Origin of the sequence: Mesorhizobium zhangyense (assembly GCF_011045115.1) — a bacterium.
Taxonomy (GTDB): domain Bacteria; phylum Pseudomonadota; class Alphaproteobacteria; order Rhizobiales; family Rhizobiaceae; genus Mesorhizobium_M; species Mesorhizobium_M zhangyense.
In genome coordinates this window covers 515,949-529,663 of the sequence record NZ_JAAKZG010000005.1, presented here as the reverse complement: position 1 = coordinate 529,663, position 13,715 = coordinate 515,949, and the positions used below count along the sequence as shown (strand labels likewise).

The 13,715-nt window shown below is 63.0% G+C and carries 15 protein-coding genes and 1 riboswitch; of the genes, 9 read left to right on the top strand and 6 right to left on the bottom strand.

Features of this window, described 5'->3' with window-relative positions:
- Nucleotides 1–38 precede the first annotated feature (38 nt).
- Entirely contained in the window at nucleotides 39–731 is a 693-nt protein-coding gene (locus tag G6N74_RS15485) for a YdcF family protein (protein ID WP_246245774.1), read from the top strand.
- 80 nt (nucleotides 732–811) lie between these two features.
- Entirely contained in the window at nucleotides 812–1,600 is a 789-nt protein-coding gene (locus G6N74_RS15480) for a lysophospholipid acyltransferase family protein (protein ID WP_165118812.1), read from the top strand.
- On the opposite strand, the gene G6N74_RS15475 is transcribed toward G6N74_RS15480, so the two are convergent.
- On the bottom strand, nucleotides 1,597–2,544 hold the full coding sequence (locus G6N74_RS15475) for an aldo/keto reductase (protein ID WP_165118810.1): 948 nt from the start codon (nucleotides 2,542–2,544) through the stop codon (nucleotides 1,597–1,599). The genes G6N74_RS15480 and G6N74_RS15475 overlap by 4 nt on opposite strands.
- 128 nt (nucleotides 2,545–2,672) lie before the next feature.
- On the bottom strand, nucleotides 2,673–3,191 hold the full coding sequence (locus tag G6N74_RS15470) for a gamma-glutamylcyclotransferase (protein WP_165118808.1): 519 nt from the start codon (nucleotides 3,189–3,191) through the stop codon (nucleotides 2,673–2,675).
- 117 nt (nucleotides 3,192–3,308) lie between these two features.
- Here G6N74_RS15470 and G6N74_RS15465 point away from each other — a divergent pair, with 117 nt between their 5' ends.
- Nucleotides 3,309–4,295 carry a DUF2125 domain-containing protein gene (locus G6N74_RS15465; protein ID WP_165118806.1) on the top strand — a complete coding sequence of 329 codons (987 nt, stop codon included), beginning with the start codon at nucleotides 3,309–3,311 and terminating at the stop codon, nucleotides 4,293–4,295.
- Between the two features lie 12 nt (nucleotides 4,296–4,307).
- Here the strand turns inward: G6N74_RS15465 and G6N74_RS15460 are convergent, their stop codons facing one another.
- Together G6N74_RS15460 and hisC are read right to left on the bottom strand one after the other, a co-directional pair.
- A complete protein-coding gene (locus tag G6N74_RS15460) occupies nucleotides 4,308–5,243 on the bottom strand; it encodes a prephenate/arogenate dehydrogenase family protein (protein WP_165118804.1) in 936 nt (311 codons plus the stop codon).
- A 4-nt stretch (nucleotides 5,244–5,247) separates the two neighbouring features.
- Nucleotides 5,248–6,360: a histidinol-phosphate transaminase gene (gene hisC, locus G6N74_RS15455; RefSeq protein WP_165118802.1), complete on the bottom strand. Its 1,113-nt coding sequence runs from the start codon at nucleotides 6,358–6,360 to the stop codon at nucleotides 5,248–5,250.
- A 119-nt stretch (nucleotides 6,361–6,479) separates the two neighbouring features.
- A riboswitch (SAM riboswitch) is annotated at nucleotides 6,480–6,558 on the top strand.
- 55 nt (nucleotides 6,559–6,613) lie between these two features.
- On the opposite strand from hisC, the gene metA reads away from it, so the two are divergent.
- Both metA and G6N74_RS15445 read left to right on the top strand, forming a co-directional pair.
- Nucleotides 6,614–7,534 carry a homoserine O-acetyltransferase MetA gene (gene metA, locus G6N74_RS15450; RefSeq protein ID WP_165118800.1) on the top strand — a complete coding sequence of 307 codons (921 nt, stop codon included), beginning with the start codon at nucleotides 6,614–6,616 and terminating at the stop codon, nucleotides 7,532–7,534.
- Nucleotides 7,535–7,939: 405 nt separating this feature from the next.
- A complete protein-coding gene (locus tag G6N74_RS15445) occupies nucleotides 7,940–9,145 on the top strand; it encodes an AI-2E family transporter (RefSeq protein ID WP_246245773.1) in 1,206 nt (401 codons plus the stop codon).
- A 110-nt stretch (nucleotides 9,146–9,255) separates the two neighbouring features.
- On the opposite strand, the gene G6N74_RS15440 is transcribed toward G6N74_RS15445, so the two are convergent.
- Nucleotides 9,256–9,882, bottom strand: coding sequence for a TetR/AcrR family transcriptional regulator (locus G6N74_RS15440; RefSeq protein ID WP_165118796.1), 627 nt, complete (start codon nucleotides 9,880–9,882; stop codon nucleotides 9,256–9,258).
- Nucleotides 9,883–9,954: 72 nt separating this feature from the next.
- Here G6N74_RS15440 and G6N74_RS15435 point away from each other — a divergent pair, with 72 nt between their 5' ends.
- The 3 genes from G6N74_RS15435 (at nucleotide 9,955) to G6N74_RS15425 (ending at nucleotide 12,087) form a co-directional block, all read left to right on the top strand.
- The gene (locus tag G6N74_RS15435; protein ID WP_165118794.1) at nucleotides 9,955–11,238 is read left to right on the top strand and encodes an MFS transporter; all 1,284 of its coding nucleotides are present in this window, start codon (nucleotides 9,955–9,957) and stop codon (nucleotides 11,236–11,238) included.
- Between the two features lie 130 nt (nucleotides 11,239–11,368).
- The gene (locus G6N74_RS15430) at nucleotides 11,369–11,716 is read left to right on the top strand and encodes a hypothetical protein (protein WP_165118792.1); all 348 of its coding nucleotides are present in this window, start codon (nucleotides 11,369–11,371) and stop codon (nucleotides 11,714–11,716) included.
- Between the two features lie 20 nt (nucleotides 11,717–11,736).
- Nucleotides 11,737–12,087, top strand: coding sequence for a hypothetical protein (locus tag G6N74_RS15425; protein ID WP_165118790.1), 351 nt, complete (start codon nucleotides 11,737–11,739; stop codon nucleotides 12,085–12,087).
- Nucleotides 12,088–12,091: 4 nt separating this feature from the next.
- Here G6N74_RS15425 and G6N74_RS15420 read toward each other — a convergent pair whose 3' ends face one another.
- On the bottom strand, nucleotides 12,092–12,841 hold the full coding sequence (locus G6N74_RS15420; RefSeq protein ID WP_165118788.1) for a class I SAM-dependent methyltransferase: 750 nt from the start codon (nucleotides 12,839–12,841) through the stop codon (nucleotides 12,092–12,094).
- A gap of 105 nt (nucleotides 12,842–12,946) precedes the next feature.
- Between G6N74_RS15420 and gloB the strand changes: the two genes are divergently transcribed.
- A complete protein-coding gene (gloB, locus tag G6N74_RS15415; protein ID WP_165118786.1) occupies nucleotides 12,947–13,714 on the top strand; it encodes a hydroxyacylglutathione hydrolase in 768 nt (255 codons plus the stop codon).
- Nucleotide 13,715: the final 1 nt, after the last annotated feature.

Genomic DNA, 13,715 nt, shown 5'->3' with positions numbered 1-13,715 from the left:
GCATGAGCAGATTCGAGACGGATGAGGCGGTCGGCGGTATGTCGTCGGCATTCGTGCCTGCGCCCCAGCGCAAGCCGTCGAATCGTTTTGCCAGATTTCTGCGCGCCGCAGCCGTTGCAACCATTGCCGCAGGCGTTGTCTTTGCCGCCGGCTTCGGCTGGTTCGCCGACTATGTTAGCCGCCTGAGCACGCCTGCGAACCCGCCCAGCGCGGATGCGATCATCGTGCTGACCGGCGGCCAGTCGCGTATCGATGCGGCACTCGACCTGCTCAAATCGGGCAAAGGCCAGCGCCTGCTCATCAGCGGCGTCAATCCCGCGGCAGGCCGCAAGTCGCTCCAGGTGGCGACGGGCGGCGACAAGACGCTGTTTTCCTGCTGCGTCGATATCGATTATGCGGCCATGGACACGATCGGCAACGCCGAGGAAAGCGCCAAATGGGTCGAGAGCCATGAATATGGCAGCGTCATCCTCGTTACCAACAATTACCACATGCCGCGCAGCCTGCTCGAAATGGGGCGCTTCATCGACAAGGCCAACCTGAAACCCTATCCCGTCGTCAACACGCGGCTGGATGGCGGCACATGGATGACCAAGCCCGAAGCGGTGCGCGTGCTGTTCACCGAATACACCAAATATCTCGGCGCCCTTGCCCGCACAGTGGTGCCGCTGCGCTCGACGCCGGACGGCGTGGTGCTGGTCGAGGCCTCCACCAAGTCATCCACGAACTGACCCTCGCGTCGGACAGATGCGGTTTTCCTTTTTCGGGCAGTTGGTGTAACCAGCGGTGACACCCTCCTCAGGCTTCACCCATGGTCCAAATCCGCTCGCTGGCGTTCAACGTCCTCTTCTACGCCAATCTGATCGTCCAGATGATTTTCTGGACGCCCTATTATTTCCTGTCGCCGCGCCACCGCGCCTGGTTCGTGCCGAAATTCTGGAGCCGCACCAGCTTGTGGCTGCAGGACAAGGTCGCCGGCACGAAAAGCGAGATCACCGGCCAGGAAAACCTGCCGCAGGGCTCCTACATACTGGCGCCCAAGCACCAGTCCTTCTGGGATGCCATCGCCTTCCTGCCCGACATTCCCGACGGGCTCTACATCCTGAAGCGCGAGCTGACCTGGATACCGTTCTTCGGCTGGTATATCCTCAAGATGCGGATGATCCCGGTCAATCGCGGCAGCCGCTCCAAGGCACTGAAGGCCGTCGTGGCTGCGACCAAAGCGGAGATGGCGCGCAACCCGCGCCAGTTGATCATCTATCCGGAAGGCACGCGGCGCGCGCCAGGCGACGAGCCGGCCTATAAATGGGGCATCGTCGAGCTCTACAACCAGCTTGGCGTGCCGGTCGTACCGGTGGCGCATGTGGCGGGGCTCTACTGGCCACGCCGGAAGTTCATGCGCTATCCCGGCACGATAAAGGCGCGATACCTGCCGCCGATCCCGCCGGGATTGAGCAAGGAAGAATTCATGCGCCGCCTGATCAGCGAAACGGAAGCGGCCTGCGACCAGTATCTGATCGAGGCCGCGCAGTCGCCCAACCCGCCGGCACTGCCACCAACGGCGGTCAAGCGGCTGAAGGAGCTGGGCGTCGAGGTTTAGGCGCTGGCGCTATCCAGTTCCGCAATATCGGCCTGGTCGAGCTTCAGCGACACCGACTTGATAAGGCTGTCGACCTGGGCCACCGAAGTTGCGCTGGCAATCGGCGCGGTGACGCCCGGGCGGGCGATGATCCACGCCAAGGCCACCTCGGCCTGCGTGGCCGCATGGCGGGCCGAAACGGCGTCCAGTGCAGCAAGGATGCCCAGGCCCCGCGCATCGAGATATTTCTTCACACCACCGCCGCGCGCGCTTTTGGCGAGGTCGGCTTCGCTGCGGTACTTGCCGGAGAGGAAACCGCTGGCGAGGCTGTAATAGGTGATGACGCCGATATCCTCGGCCATGCAGAGATCACGCAACGCGCCGTCATAGCTCGGGCGGTCGTAGAGATTGTATTCCGGCTGCAGCACGTCGTAGCGCGGCAGGTTCTTTTCCTGCGAGACTTTCAGGGCCTCGCCAAGCTGCTCGGCGTCGAGGTTCGATGCGCCGATATGGCGGACTTTTCCGGCAGCGATAAGCTTCTGGTATGCGCCGAGCGTCTCCTCATAGGGTGTCGCATCGTCGGGCCAGTGCGAAAGATAGAGGTCGATGACGTCGGTCTGGAGCCGCTTCAGCGATGCATCGACCGCCTTCTCGATATAGCCAGCCGAGAGATCGCGCTTGCCCTGTCCCATATCCGCGCCGACCTTGGTGATCACCACGACCTTGTCGCGGTTGCCGCGCGCCTTCATCCACTTGCCGATGATCGTTTCGGAATCGCCTCCCGAATTGCCGGGCACCCAGCGCGAATAGACATCGGCCGTGTCGATGGTGTTCAGCCCAGCATCCGTAAAGCGGTCGAGCAGGTCGAAGGAGGTCTTTTCGTCAGCGGTCCAGCCGAAGACATTGCCGCCGAAAACCAGCGGCGCGATTGAGAGGTCCGTGCGACCAAGGCGACGTTTCTGCAAGATCGATACTCCGTGATTTTCGGGCCTGCGCGAGAACCGCACCGCCATCTCAGAAAGCTAAACCTTGCAGAAGCCGGGTTCAAACCCCGACGATGCTTTTGGTTTTCACATAAATGCGAGCAGGCCGGTCAAACAGCAAGCCGACGACCGACATCCTCCAGCCACTGGTCCCTGATGCCGAGGGCTTCCAGATGTTCCAGCGTGCTCAGCACATAGTCCTCGTTCGCGCCCGACTGGCCGACCGCTCCCAGGACGATCCTCGCCGCCTCGGCCTCGTCGAGATTGCCGGCATATTGTTCATGCGCGCGGTCGACGACGTAGCAGACCGCATCCACCTTCTCGCCGTCATCGAGACGCACGGTTTGCGTGCGTTCGAGATAGACATTCGTGACCAGCTCGCGCTCGCGCAGATAGGCAATCACTTCGTCGCGTAATTCGCCCGGCACGCGAAACGCCAGCCCGACACAGGAGCCGCCGCGGTCGAGCCCAAGCACCAGTCCGGGACGCTGAGGCGTGCCGCGATGGACGAAAGAGAGCACGCAGAGCGAACGGCGATAGCCGTAGAGATGGGCCCGCCTTGTCTCCGTATGCGCAAAACCGGGGCGCCAGATCAACGAACCGTAGCCAAAAACCCAAAAATCGCCCATATCGCCAAGCCAACTCCGCGCAGAACGTCCCGCGTCGCATCAAGGTAGAACATGAATGCGAAGCGCGGCACCTGTTTTGCGTCTATAGACAGGTCCATGAACAGAATTGAGCCGCACATGAGCATGACTGACCGCCCGAAGCCGAACTACAACCGCCGCATCCTCTGGCTGGCGGCCTTCGTCGTGCTGCTGTTCGGCGGCTATAGCGTCGGCTGGTTCTATCTGGCCGGCAAGGTCGAGGCCAAGGCCAAAGCCGAGATCGCCTCGCTGAACCGCGACGGCGTGGTCGCCGAATGCACCAACCCGGTCGCGCGCGGCTATCCTTTCCGCCTCGGCCTTTTCTGCGATCGCGTCGCCTTCGAAGATGCCGGCCGTGGCGTCAGCGTTTCGGCGGGCAACTTCCGCTCGGCGGGGCAGATCTACGACCCGACTCACCTGATCGCTGAAATCGACAGCCCGGCCCGCATCGAAGTACCCCAGAGCCAGCCGCTTGCCCTGACCTGGGACAATCTGCGCGCCAGCGTGCGTCTGGCCCAGCCTTTGCCGGAACGCGTGTCGGTGGAAGGCAAGATGCTGAAGGCGGCGACCGATGCCGGCGCGCCCCTGCTTGCCGCCGAGACGTTCGAAGGCCATGTGCGCCCGAACGGCCAGGATATCGACCTTGCCGGCAGCTTCGCCGGATTGGCGCTGGATTCCTCGCTGGTCGAGGGCCGAACGCTGCCCCTGCTCTCAGGCGACACCGATCTGACCGTCAAGAACGGCATGACGCTTATCGCCCAGAAGACCCAGTCGATGCGCGGCCAGTCCGGCACGATCCGCACGCTCGACCTCTCCACCAGCGAAACGGCCGGCCTGTCGTTGAGCGGACCCTTCTCGGTAGGCCAGGACGGGCTTCTGGACGCGCAGTTCAAGCTCACCGTCCGCGACCCGCAGGGACTGGCGATGGCGCTCAGCGAGGTGATCCCGGAAAAGAGCGAGCAGATTCAGCAGGGGTTTGCAGCTCTTTCCATGCTCGGCAGTGCGCCGTCCCTGCCCCTGAAAATCAGCAAGGGCAAGGCTTCGCTCGGCTTCATCAAGCTCGGCAATGTCCCGCCGCTGAAATAGCGCTGCGCGACTTCACGTTTTGGCCGGGTGCTCGATCGCCTGGCGGCCGAAGTCGGGCGCGTCGATTTCCTGGCCGGCATCTATGATCGAACGGCGCACGGCACGCGTGCGCGTGAACATGTCGAACAGCTTGTCGCCGTCGCCCCAGCGGATCGCCCGCTGCAGCGACGCCAGGTCTTCCGAGAACCGCGCCAGCATTTCGAGGATCGCGTCCTTGTTGTGCAGGCACACGTCGCGCCACATCGTCGGGTCCGACGCCGCGAGACGGGTGAAATCGCGGAAACCGGACGCCGAATATTTGATGACTTCAGACTTGGTGACCGCCTCAAGATCATCCGCCGTGCCGACGATGTTGTAGGCGATTATGTGCGGCAGGTGCGAGACGATGGCCAGCACCATGTCGTGATGCTCGGGGTCCATCGTGTCGATGTTGGAGCCGCAGCGACGCCAGAACTCCGACAGCTTTTCGAGCGCTTGCGGGTCGGTGCCCGGCAGCGGCGTGAAGATGCACCAGCGGTTTTCGAACAGGTCGGCAAAGCCGGCATCGGGCCCGGATTTTTCCGTACCCGCCAGCGGGTGGCCGGGAATGAAATGCACATTGGCCGGCATATGCGGCGCCATCTGCGCTATCACCGAGCCCTTGGTCGAGCCGACATCGGTGACGATTGCACCGGCTTTGAGTGCCGGCGCGATCTCGGCAGCGACCGCGCCGGAGGAGCCGACCGGCACCGAGACGATGACAAGATCGGCATCCCTGACGGCCTCGGCTGCGCTGGCAGTGTAGCTGTCGCCGAGCTTCAGCTCCTCGGCGCGGGCGAGTGTTTCAGGGCTGCGGGTGGCAATGGAAACATGGCGGGCAAGGCCCTCGCGGCCGATGACGCGCGCCAGCGACGAGCCGATGAGGCCGATGCCGACAAGGGCTATCTTTTCAAACAGGGGTTCGGACATTTCTTCAACTTTTCAGGAACTCGGTGAGTGCGGCGACTACGCCGCGATTGGCGTCTTCGGTTCCGACTGTCATCCGCAGCGCGTTGGGAAAACCGTAGCCGGCAACGCGCCGCAGGATATAGCCCCGCGCACTCAGATAATCGTCCGCCGCCGCTGCCGAATGCTTGGCGTCGTCCGGGAAGTGGATCAGGATGAAATTGCCGACGCTGGGCGTGACACGCAGGCCGAGCCCGGAGAGCTCCTCGCTCAGCCACCCGAGCCACTTTTCGTTATGCGCCACCGTGCGCTCGACATGGGCGCGGTCGCCCATCGCCGCCACGCCGGCGGCGATGGCGACGGCGTTGACGTTGAAAGGTCCGCGCATGCGTTCCATGGCTTCGATGACATGCGTCGGCGCATAGACCCAACCGATACGCGCGCCGCCGAGGCCGTGGATTTTGGAGAAGGTGCGCGTCATGACGACGTTCTGCGCGCCGGCCACCAGTTCGACACCGGCCTCGTAGTCGTTGCGGCGGACATATTCGGCATACGCCGCATCGAGCACCAGAAGCACGTTCTTGGGTAAGGCTGCGTGCAGGCGGCGCACCTCATCGAACGGGATGTAAGTGCCGGTCGGGTTGTTCGGGTTGGCCAGGAACACGACCTTCGTCTTCGGTGTCACGACGGCGAGGATCGCGTCGACGTCGGCGCGCTCATCCGTCTCCTTCGCGATCACCGGCACGCCACCGGCGGCCTTGATGTAGTTCTGGTAGACGAGAAAACCGTGCTCGGTGTAGACGCCCTCGTCGCCTGGCTGGAGATAGGTCTGGGCCAGCAGGCCGATGATCTCGTCGGAACCGTTGGAGCAGACGATGTTGGCCGGGTTCAGGCCGTGCGCCTCGGCAATCGCCTGGCGCAGCTTCGTCGACGAGCCATCAGGGTAGAATTCGAGCTTGCCGGCAACCTCGCGTACCGCCTCGATCGCTGCCGGCGAGGCGCCGAGCGGGTTCTCGTTGGACGACAGCTTGTAGACCTGGGCGACGCCCGCCGGAGCAGCGCTCTTGCCGGGCACATAGGCCGCAATGTCCATGACGCCGGGCTTCGGCTGGGGGCGGCTGGTATCGTCGGCTTGCGTCATGGCGGGAAGTGTCCGGTTTTTCGGGGAATTTCAAGACGCAAGCGAAATACAAGCCGCCCGCGCGCTTGTCGAGAAAAAGCTTGCCCGTTGACGCGGCCCTAGCGCAGTCGTAAAAGACTGCCACGTTCCGTGGTGATTTGGCCGGTCGGCTTGCAGCCACGTTAAATAAGTCGCTAAAGGGACCGATAACGACAAATTCGTTCGGACCGGTAGCGATTTCGCCGCCGGTTTTTTTGTTTTTGGAGTTAGTGCGATGCCGATCAAGATTCCCGATCAGCTCCCCGCCCGTGAGGTGCTTGTACGCGAAGGCGTGTCCGTGATGGACGAGCGCACGGCGCTGCGCCAGGACATCCGCCCGCTGCAGATCGCGCTGCTGAACCTCATGCCGAACAAGATCCGCACGGAGACGCAGTTCGCGCGGCTGATCGGCGCATCGCCGCTTCAGGTGGAGCTGACGCTGGTGCGCATCGGCAATCACGTGGCGAAGAACACGCCGGAGGACCATCTGATTTCCTTCTACCAGACCTGGGAGGAAGTCAGGCACCGCAAGTTCGACGGTTTCATCATCACCGGCGCCCCGATAGAGCTGCTGGACTTCGAGGATGTCACCTACTGGAACGAACTGGAGCGCATCCTCGACTGGACGGCGACCAACGTCCATTCCTCCTTCTTCATCTGCTGGGGAGCGATGGCTGCCGCCTGGCATTTCCATAAGGTTCCAAAGTATACGCTCGACAAGAAGGCCTTCGGCGTCTTCCGCCATCGCAACCATGCGCCCGCCTCGCCCTATCTTGCAGGTTTCTCGGACGATTTCGCCATCCCCGTTTCCCGCTGGACGGAGGTGCGCAGCGCCGACATTTTGCCGGCTTCGGGCCTGGACCTGCTGATGGAATCGGACGTCACCGGCGCATGCCTGCTGGCTGAAACGGCCGGCAACCGGCTCTATATGTTCAACCACATCGAATACGATTCCACCTCGCTCAAGGATGAGTACGACCGCGACGTCGCCGCCGGCACGCCGATCGAAGTCCCGCACGGCTATTACCCCGACAACGACCCCGCCCGCCCGCCGCTCAACCGCTGGCGCTCGCACGCCCACCTACTCTTCGGCAACTGGATCAACCAGGTCTATCAGACGACGTCTTACAATCTGGAAGATGTCGGAGGGGCTTAGCAGGTTTCACCCTCCCCCTTGAGGGGAGGGTGGCGGCAAAGCCGCCGGGTGGGGTCGCTGCGGCAGTGCTCGACGTTCTTTTTTTGTGTCGCGCGCTGCCTTAACCAACCCCCTCTGGCGCTTCGCGCCATCTCCCCCTCAAGGGGGGAGAATCGCCTGCGCACTTCATTGCCGCCCTCCCTCATCCTGAGGTGCGAGCGTAGCGAGCCTCGAAGGACGCTCTATTCCCCAAAAGCGCGCCCCTGTCACAACCCCGTACGATTCTCCGGCTAGGCTCACACTGACATCAGCGAATCGCGAAGGTGCAATTGGCAAATGCCGGCGCCCGCGCGAAAACGCTTGGTGCTCTCCACCCAAAAGGGTTACGAAGATGAAGATGCGCCATTGCCGCAGGAGAAAAAGCTTTTGAGCGACCCGGAATACGGAACGTCCAGACGGGAACCACGCCTGCTTGGCCTTTCCACGCCCTCGCGCATTCCGTTGATCCCGCCGCTGACGGCGGCGCGCTGGCTGCTGGTGCTCATCGTCGCCGCCGGCATCTATTTCTTCAACGGTTTCCTGGTGCCGGTTCTGGCGGCACTGGTGATCGCCTTTGCGAGCTGGCCGCTCTACCGCAGGCTTCTTGACGCCGTTTCCGGCAACAGGACGGTCGCCGCCACGTTGGCGATCCTGTTCATCATCACCTTCCTTGTCGTGCCGATCGTGCTGGCCGGAACCTACACCGTCAACGAGGTGCGGGAATGGTTCGGCTGGGCCGTCGAGACCAACAAGCACGGCGCCCCGACACCGGCCTGGATAGTCGCCCTGCCCATCGCCGGCGAATGGTTCGACCAGCAATGGACCCGCTACATCGGCCATCCCGGCGCCATCGGCGAACTCATCCAGATCATCAGCGGCGCCAATATCGGCAGCATCTATCGTGGCGTTCTGGCTGCCGGCGGCGGCGCGTTCAACCTGCTTTTGACGCTGCTTTTCATGCTGATCGCCCTGTTCTTCGTCTATCGCGACGGTGAGAGTTTCGCCGCCCAGATCGGCCGGCTCGGCGAGCGCATATTGCCGACACGCTGGGAGCGGATTTCCGGCGTGGTGCCGGCAACCATCAGCTCGACCGTGACCGGCATGACCCTGATCGCCATCGGCGAAGGCATCGTATTGGGCGTCGCCTACTGGATCGCCGGCGTACCGTCTCCGGTGACGCTCGGCGTGCTGACCGGCGTGATGGCGCTGATACCGGGCGGTGCGCCGCTGTCCTTCACGCTGGTTTCTGCCTATTTGGTGGCAAGCGGTTCGCCCATTGCCGGCGTCAGCCTGTTTGCCTGGGGCTCCATCGAGCTTTTCATCGTCGACAAGACGCTGCGGCCGAAACTCGTCGGCGGTCCGATCAAGCTGCCCTTCCTGCCGACCTTCTTCGGCCTGATCGGCGGCGTGAAGACCATGGGCTTCCTCGGCCTGTTCATCGGCCCGGTGCTGATGGCGCTGCTGGTTGCGATCTGGCGCGAATGGCTGCGCGAGGTCGAGCAGGCGGATACCCGCCCCGTAGAAAATATAGCGCAGATATCCGACGACCTCCTGCCCGAACGCGAACCGCGACGGCTGGTAGGCTCGGAATAGAGCCTTAGAGCGGTTCAGTTTCTGACGGAATCGTTGAACCGCTCTAAGTATATGTTTTACGCAATTCCGGACGGAAAACCGTTTCACACTTTTCCTGGAATTGCTCTAGCCTATCCCTTCAAACTTGCCGAAATCAGCCGGTCGGCATTGACGGCAACGGATGCCGCAGGGCCTCCGGGGCCGAAAAGCTGGCCGGAAACATAGGCACCTTCAAGCAGAAGCAGTAGGCCGTCGCCCAGCGTGTCGGCGTCGTCCGCGCCCATTTCGGCTGCCATGGCGCGCAGGCGGCGGCGCAGTTCGCGCTTGTTGTTTTCGCCCACCTGGCGGGCCGGATTGTCATGCTCGGGATATTCGACCGCCGCATTGGTCATGCCGCAGCCGCGATAGTCCTGAGTGACCGCCCGCTTGCCGACGCGGGTAAGAAAAGCCCTGATCTGCGCGCGCGGATCGCCCGGATGTGCCGCCACCGCCTCGTCGAAATGCTCCCAGAACTCGACCTCGTAAGCCCGCAGATAGGAAGCGGCGAGCTCGTCCTTCGACGGGAAGCTGCGATAGAGGCTGGGCTTGGTGACGCCTGCGCGGCGCACGATCTCGTCTACGCCGATGGCGCGGATGCCCTCGCGATAGAACAGGTTTCGGGCCACACCCAATATGCGATCGGCAGCGCGCAACGGTGGCGTCGCCTCATCTGATTTGGCAGCTTCTGGCAGTTGCGTGGCGGCTTTTTTGGTGGGCATAAAAGAACTCTCTTGACTTTGTTACTGACCGGTACGTACTTATGCACTCCATAACACGTACCGGTCAGTAACATGAACATAATACAGAACCGTCCGTTTGGCCAGCGCTACGCCTTCGTCGTCGTCGCGGTCATCTTCCTTTCCCTGCTGATCGCAGCCGGCATGCGCTCGGCACCCAGCGTGCTGATGCTGCCGCTGGAGAATGCCTTCGGCTGGCGGCGCGACGCGATCTCGCTGGCCGCGGCCATCGGCATCTTCCTCTACGGTCTCGCCGGTCCCTTCGCCGCCGCCCTGATGGACCGTGTCGGCCTGCGCCGCACCGTGATGGCCTCCATCGCGTTGATGTCGGCCTCCACCGCGCTCAGCCTGTTCATGACCGAGCCCTGGCACCTGATCGCCACCTGGGGCATCTTTTCCGGCATCGGCTCCGGCGCGGTCGCCTCGGTTCTGGGCGCCACCATCGTCAACCGCTGGTTCAAGACCAATCGCGGCCTGATGATGGGCCTGATGTCGGCATCGAGCGCCACCGGCATGCTGGTATTCCTGCCGGCATTGGCAGCACTTGCCCAGTATGGCGGCTGGCGGCCTGTGGTTATCACGGTCTCGATCGCAACAGCGGCCCTGTTGCCGCTGGTGTATTTTCTGGTGCCGGAGCGGCCCTCCTCGATCGGCCTGACGCGCTACGGCGCCGAAGGCGACAATGAGCAGGATGCACCGGCCGCCCAAGGCAACTTCCTGCTTTCAACGCTGGATACGTTGCGGCGCGCGGCCCGCACCCGCGTGTTCTGGTATCTCTTCGCCACCTTCTTCATCTGCGGCTTCACCACCAACGGCCTCGTCGGCACGCATCTCATCGCATTTTGCGGCGACATGGGCATTCCCGAGGTGCGCGCCGCCGGCCTGCTGGCGCTGATGGGCGTGTTCGACCTGATCGGCACGACGCTGTCGGGCTGGCTCACCGATCGGTTCGACCCGCGCAAACTGCTCGGCGTCTATTACGGTATTCGCGGACTATCGCTGATCTACCTGCCCTACTCCGGCTTCTCGGGCCTCAGCCTAACGATCTTCGCCATCCTCTACGGCCTCGACTGGATCGCCACCGTGCCGCCGACGCTGCGCCTCGCCAATGAATCCTTCGGCGACCGTTCCGGCCCGCTGGTGTTCGGCTGGATCGTCGCCGGCCATCAGGTCGGCGCGGCAACGGCTGCCTTCTTCGGCGGCGCGCTGCGCGAGATGCAGGGCGACTACGTGCTCGCCTTCCAGATCGCCGGCATGACGGCAATCGGAGCCGCCGCGCTCTCGCTGCTCATCGACCCGGCAGAAACGCGGGGCCGTGAAGTCGCACAGCCGGCGTGAGAGGCGGGACGGGCGGGGCAGGCGACCCGCTCGCTTTGCGCGACACAAAATACAACCATAGGTCTATTAAAGGCTTGCCTCACCCCAAAGTCCGCGCTACCCAGAAGACGGCAACATATTGGGGGACTTCATGAATTCGCTGAAACTGACCGGCGCGATGGCAGCACTGTGCGTAGTGCTGAGCGGTTGCAATACCATGTCGCAGACATCCTATGAGAACATGCAGGAAGCCTTGAAAGGCGCTTCGTTCCGCCAGCAAGTAACGAAACAATGCACTTCCGAAATGAGCGCCAAAGGCAAGACCCACCGGGAAGGCCTTGCCTCAGTCATGGGCGTCTCGCTGCGGCAAATGCCTTCGGTGTTCTGTAGCAGAGTTGTAAATGCGATGGCGAACGGCCGGCTCAATTACGCGGACTACGTCGCATCCAAAAACAAAGGAAACGCCTCGAAGGTCATCAAGGTAATTCAAGGTCGCTAAGGCATACCCGGGGGACTTCAATGAATGTGCTGAAACTAGGCGGCGCGATGGCTGCGCTGTGCGTCGTGTTGAGCGGTTGCAATGCCACCACTGAGAAGGATTTTGAGGCAGGTCAAGCATTGCTGAGGAAGGATGCAGCCTTTCGCAAGGAAGTCCTCGATGACTGCAATGGCAAAACCAAAGCCCTGAGCAGCAGTCAAAAGATAGAGTTCGCCGTGCTGATGAAAGTTCCGGTGTCGGAGGCCCCGGCTACGTTCTGCAAACGGCTCATCAGTGGCCTTGCAGCGGGGCGAATTACGCAGACCGATATGGCAAGGTGGAGAAGAGACGGCTACTTCGCTTCGTTAGTCCAAGTGCTCAAGACGCCCTGATCCTTTACTCGCCGCGCTCCCGCGCATGGCGCCCGGCGCCCTGCGGCGTCAGCACCGGCATGAAAACGCGGCGCGAGGCGCGCTGCGCCACCGGCACGCCTTGATAGAGGCGCTTTTGCGCCTCCACCACGATGACGCCGGAAAAGATCGGCCAGAAGCGCCGGCCCGTGCGCTCAAGTATGTTGTGGAAGCGCAGCATGAAACGGCGGCGCGACGGCGGAAACATCAGCGCCTCCGACCAGGCCGACGGCGTGAAATTGGCGTCGCGCAGCAGCTCGTTGAGCTGGCCACGCGAGAACGGCCGGCCGGTGCCGAAGGGCGTGTGCTCGAAGCGCGCCCACACGCCGCGCCGGTTGGGCACGACGATGACGACGCGGCCCGCCGGCGACAGAACGCGCCAAACCTCCTTCAGCGTTTCGCGCGGATTTTCCGCATGCTCCAGCGAATGCACCAAGAGCATGCGGTCGATCGACGAATCGACCAGTGGCAGTTCTTCATCGAACACCAGCGCCGTGGAAGACGGCCGCGACGGCGGCCAGTTCACCGCCCCCTGCGTTGCCGGCATGAAGGCAAAGACCCGCTCGGCATCGCTGCCGAAGCGGTCGAGCCAGGGCAGCGCATAGCCGAGCCCGACCAGCCGCTCATTGGGAATGCCGGCCCAGACCGAGGCCAGCGCCATGCCGATTGACTGCTCGGCGACGCGCCCGAGCGTGGTGCTGTAGAAGGAACGAAGATCGACAATGTCCGAATTCATGGCGCGACGGTAGCGGCCTTGCCGCGCAAGCACAACAAAGGCATTTGCCGGGTGACAGCGGCAAAGCCGCGCCCTATCGTCGCCGCGAAAACAAGGAGACTGCCGATGACGCTGAGGATCGAACAATTCATGTGCCGGAGCGATAATTTCGGCGTTCTGGTGCATGACGGCGAAACCGGGCAGACGGCCCTCATCGACGCGCCGGAACAGGCGCCTATCCTGGCGGCGGTGCGCCGCACCGGCTGGACGCCGAACGTGATCCTGACCACGCATCACCATGCCGACCATGTCGAGGCCAATCTGGCGCTGAAGGAGCGATTCGGCCTGCGCATCATCGGGCCGGAGGCGGAAGCTGCAAAGATCCCCGGTATTGACGAGACGGTCGAGGACGGTTCGGTCTTCACCTTCGGCAGCCAGCAGGTCCATGTCATCGAGACGCCGGGGCATACGGCGGGACATGTCTGCTATTATTTTCCGGACGCCAAGGTGGTGTTCACCGCCGATACGCTGTTTGCGCTGGGCTGCGGGCGGCTGTTCGAGAAGCCGGCGGCGGCGATGTTCGAATCGCTGAAGAAGCTCGCCGCCCTGCCGCCGGAAACCACGGTCTATTGCGGCCACGAATACACGCTGGCCAATGCCCGCTTCGCGCTGTCGGTCGATCCGACCAATTCGGCCCTGAAAGAGCGCGCGGCCAAGATCGAAAAACTGCGCGCCGCCGACAAGCCCACGCTGCCGACGACGATCGGCGAGGAACTGGCGACCAATCCCTTCCTGCGCTGGCACGACCCGGCGATCCGCAAGAACCTCGGCATGGAAAAGGCTTCCGACGTCGAAGTCTTCGCCGAGATCCGCAAGCGCAAGGACGTGTTCTGAC

What these genes read in the sequence shown, in the direction of transcription:
- G6N74_RS15465 (WP_165118806.1), top strand. Translation starts at nt 3,309, where the DNA reads ATGAGCATGACTGACCGCCCGAAGCCGAACTACAACCGCCGCATCCTC.
- G6N74_RS15430 (WP_165118792.1), top strand. Translation starts at nt 11,369, where the DNA reads ATGAATTCGCTGAAACTGACCGGCGCGATGGCAGCACTGTGCGTAGTG.
- G6N74_RS15440 (WP_165118796.1), bottom strand. Translation starts at nt 9,882, where the DNA reads ATGCCCACCAAAAAAGCCGCCACGCAACTGCCAGAAGCTGCCAAATCA.
- G6N74_RS15470 (WP_165118808.1), bottom strand. Translation starts at nt 3,191, where the DNA reads ATGGGCGATTTTTGGGTTTTTGGCTACGGTTCGTTGATCTGGCGCCCC.
- G6N74_RS15460 (WP_165118804.1), bottom strand. Translation starts at nt 5,243, where the DNA reads ATGTCCGAACCCCTGTTTGAAAAGATAGCCCTTGTCGGCATCGGCCTC.
- hisC (WP_165118802.1), bottom strand. Translation starts at nt 6,360, where the DNA reads ATGACGCAAGCCGACGATACCAGCCGCCCCCAGCCGAAGCCCGGCGTC.
- G6N74_RS15425 (WP_165118790.1), top strand. Translation starts at nt 11,737, where the DNA reads ATGAATGTGCTGAAACTAGGCGGCGCGATGGCTGCGCTGTGCGTCGTG.
- G6N74_RS15480 (WP_165118812.1), top strand. Translation starts at nt 812, where the DNA reads ATGGTCCAAATCCGCTCGCTGGCGTTCAACGTCCTCTTCTACGCCAAT.
- gloB (WP_165118786.1), top strand. Translation starts at nt 12,947, where the DNA reads ATGACGCTGAGGATCGAACAATTCATGTGCCGGAGCGATAATTTCGGC.
- G6N74_RS15420 (WP_165118788.1), bottom strand. Translation starts at nt 12,841, where the DNA reads ATGAATTCGGACATTGTCGATCTTCGTTCCTTCTACAGCACCACGCTC.
- G6N74_RS15485 (WP_246245774.1), top strand. Translation starts at nt 39, where the DNA reads ATGTCGTCGGCATTCGTGCCTGCGCCCCAGCGCAAGCCGTCGAATCGT.
- G6N74_RS15435 (WP_165118794.1), top strand. Translation starts at nt 9,955, where the DNA reads ATGAACATAATACAGAACCGTCCGTTTGGCCAGCGCTACGCCTTCGTC.
- metA (WP_165118800.1), top strand. Translation starts at nt 6,614, where the DNA reads ATGCCGATCAAGATTCCCGATCAGCTCCCCGCCCGTGAGGTGCTTGTA.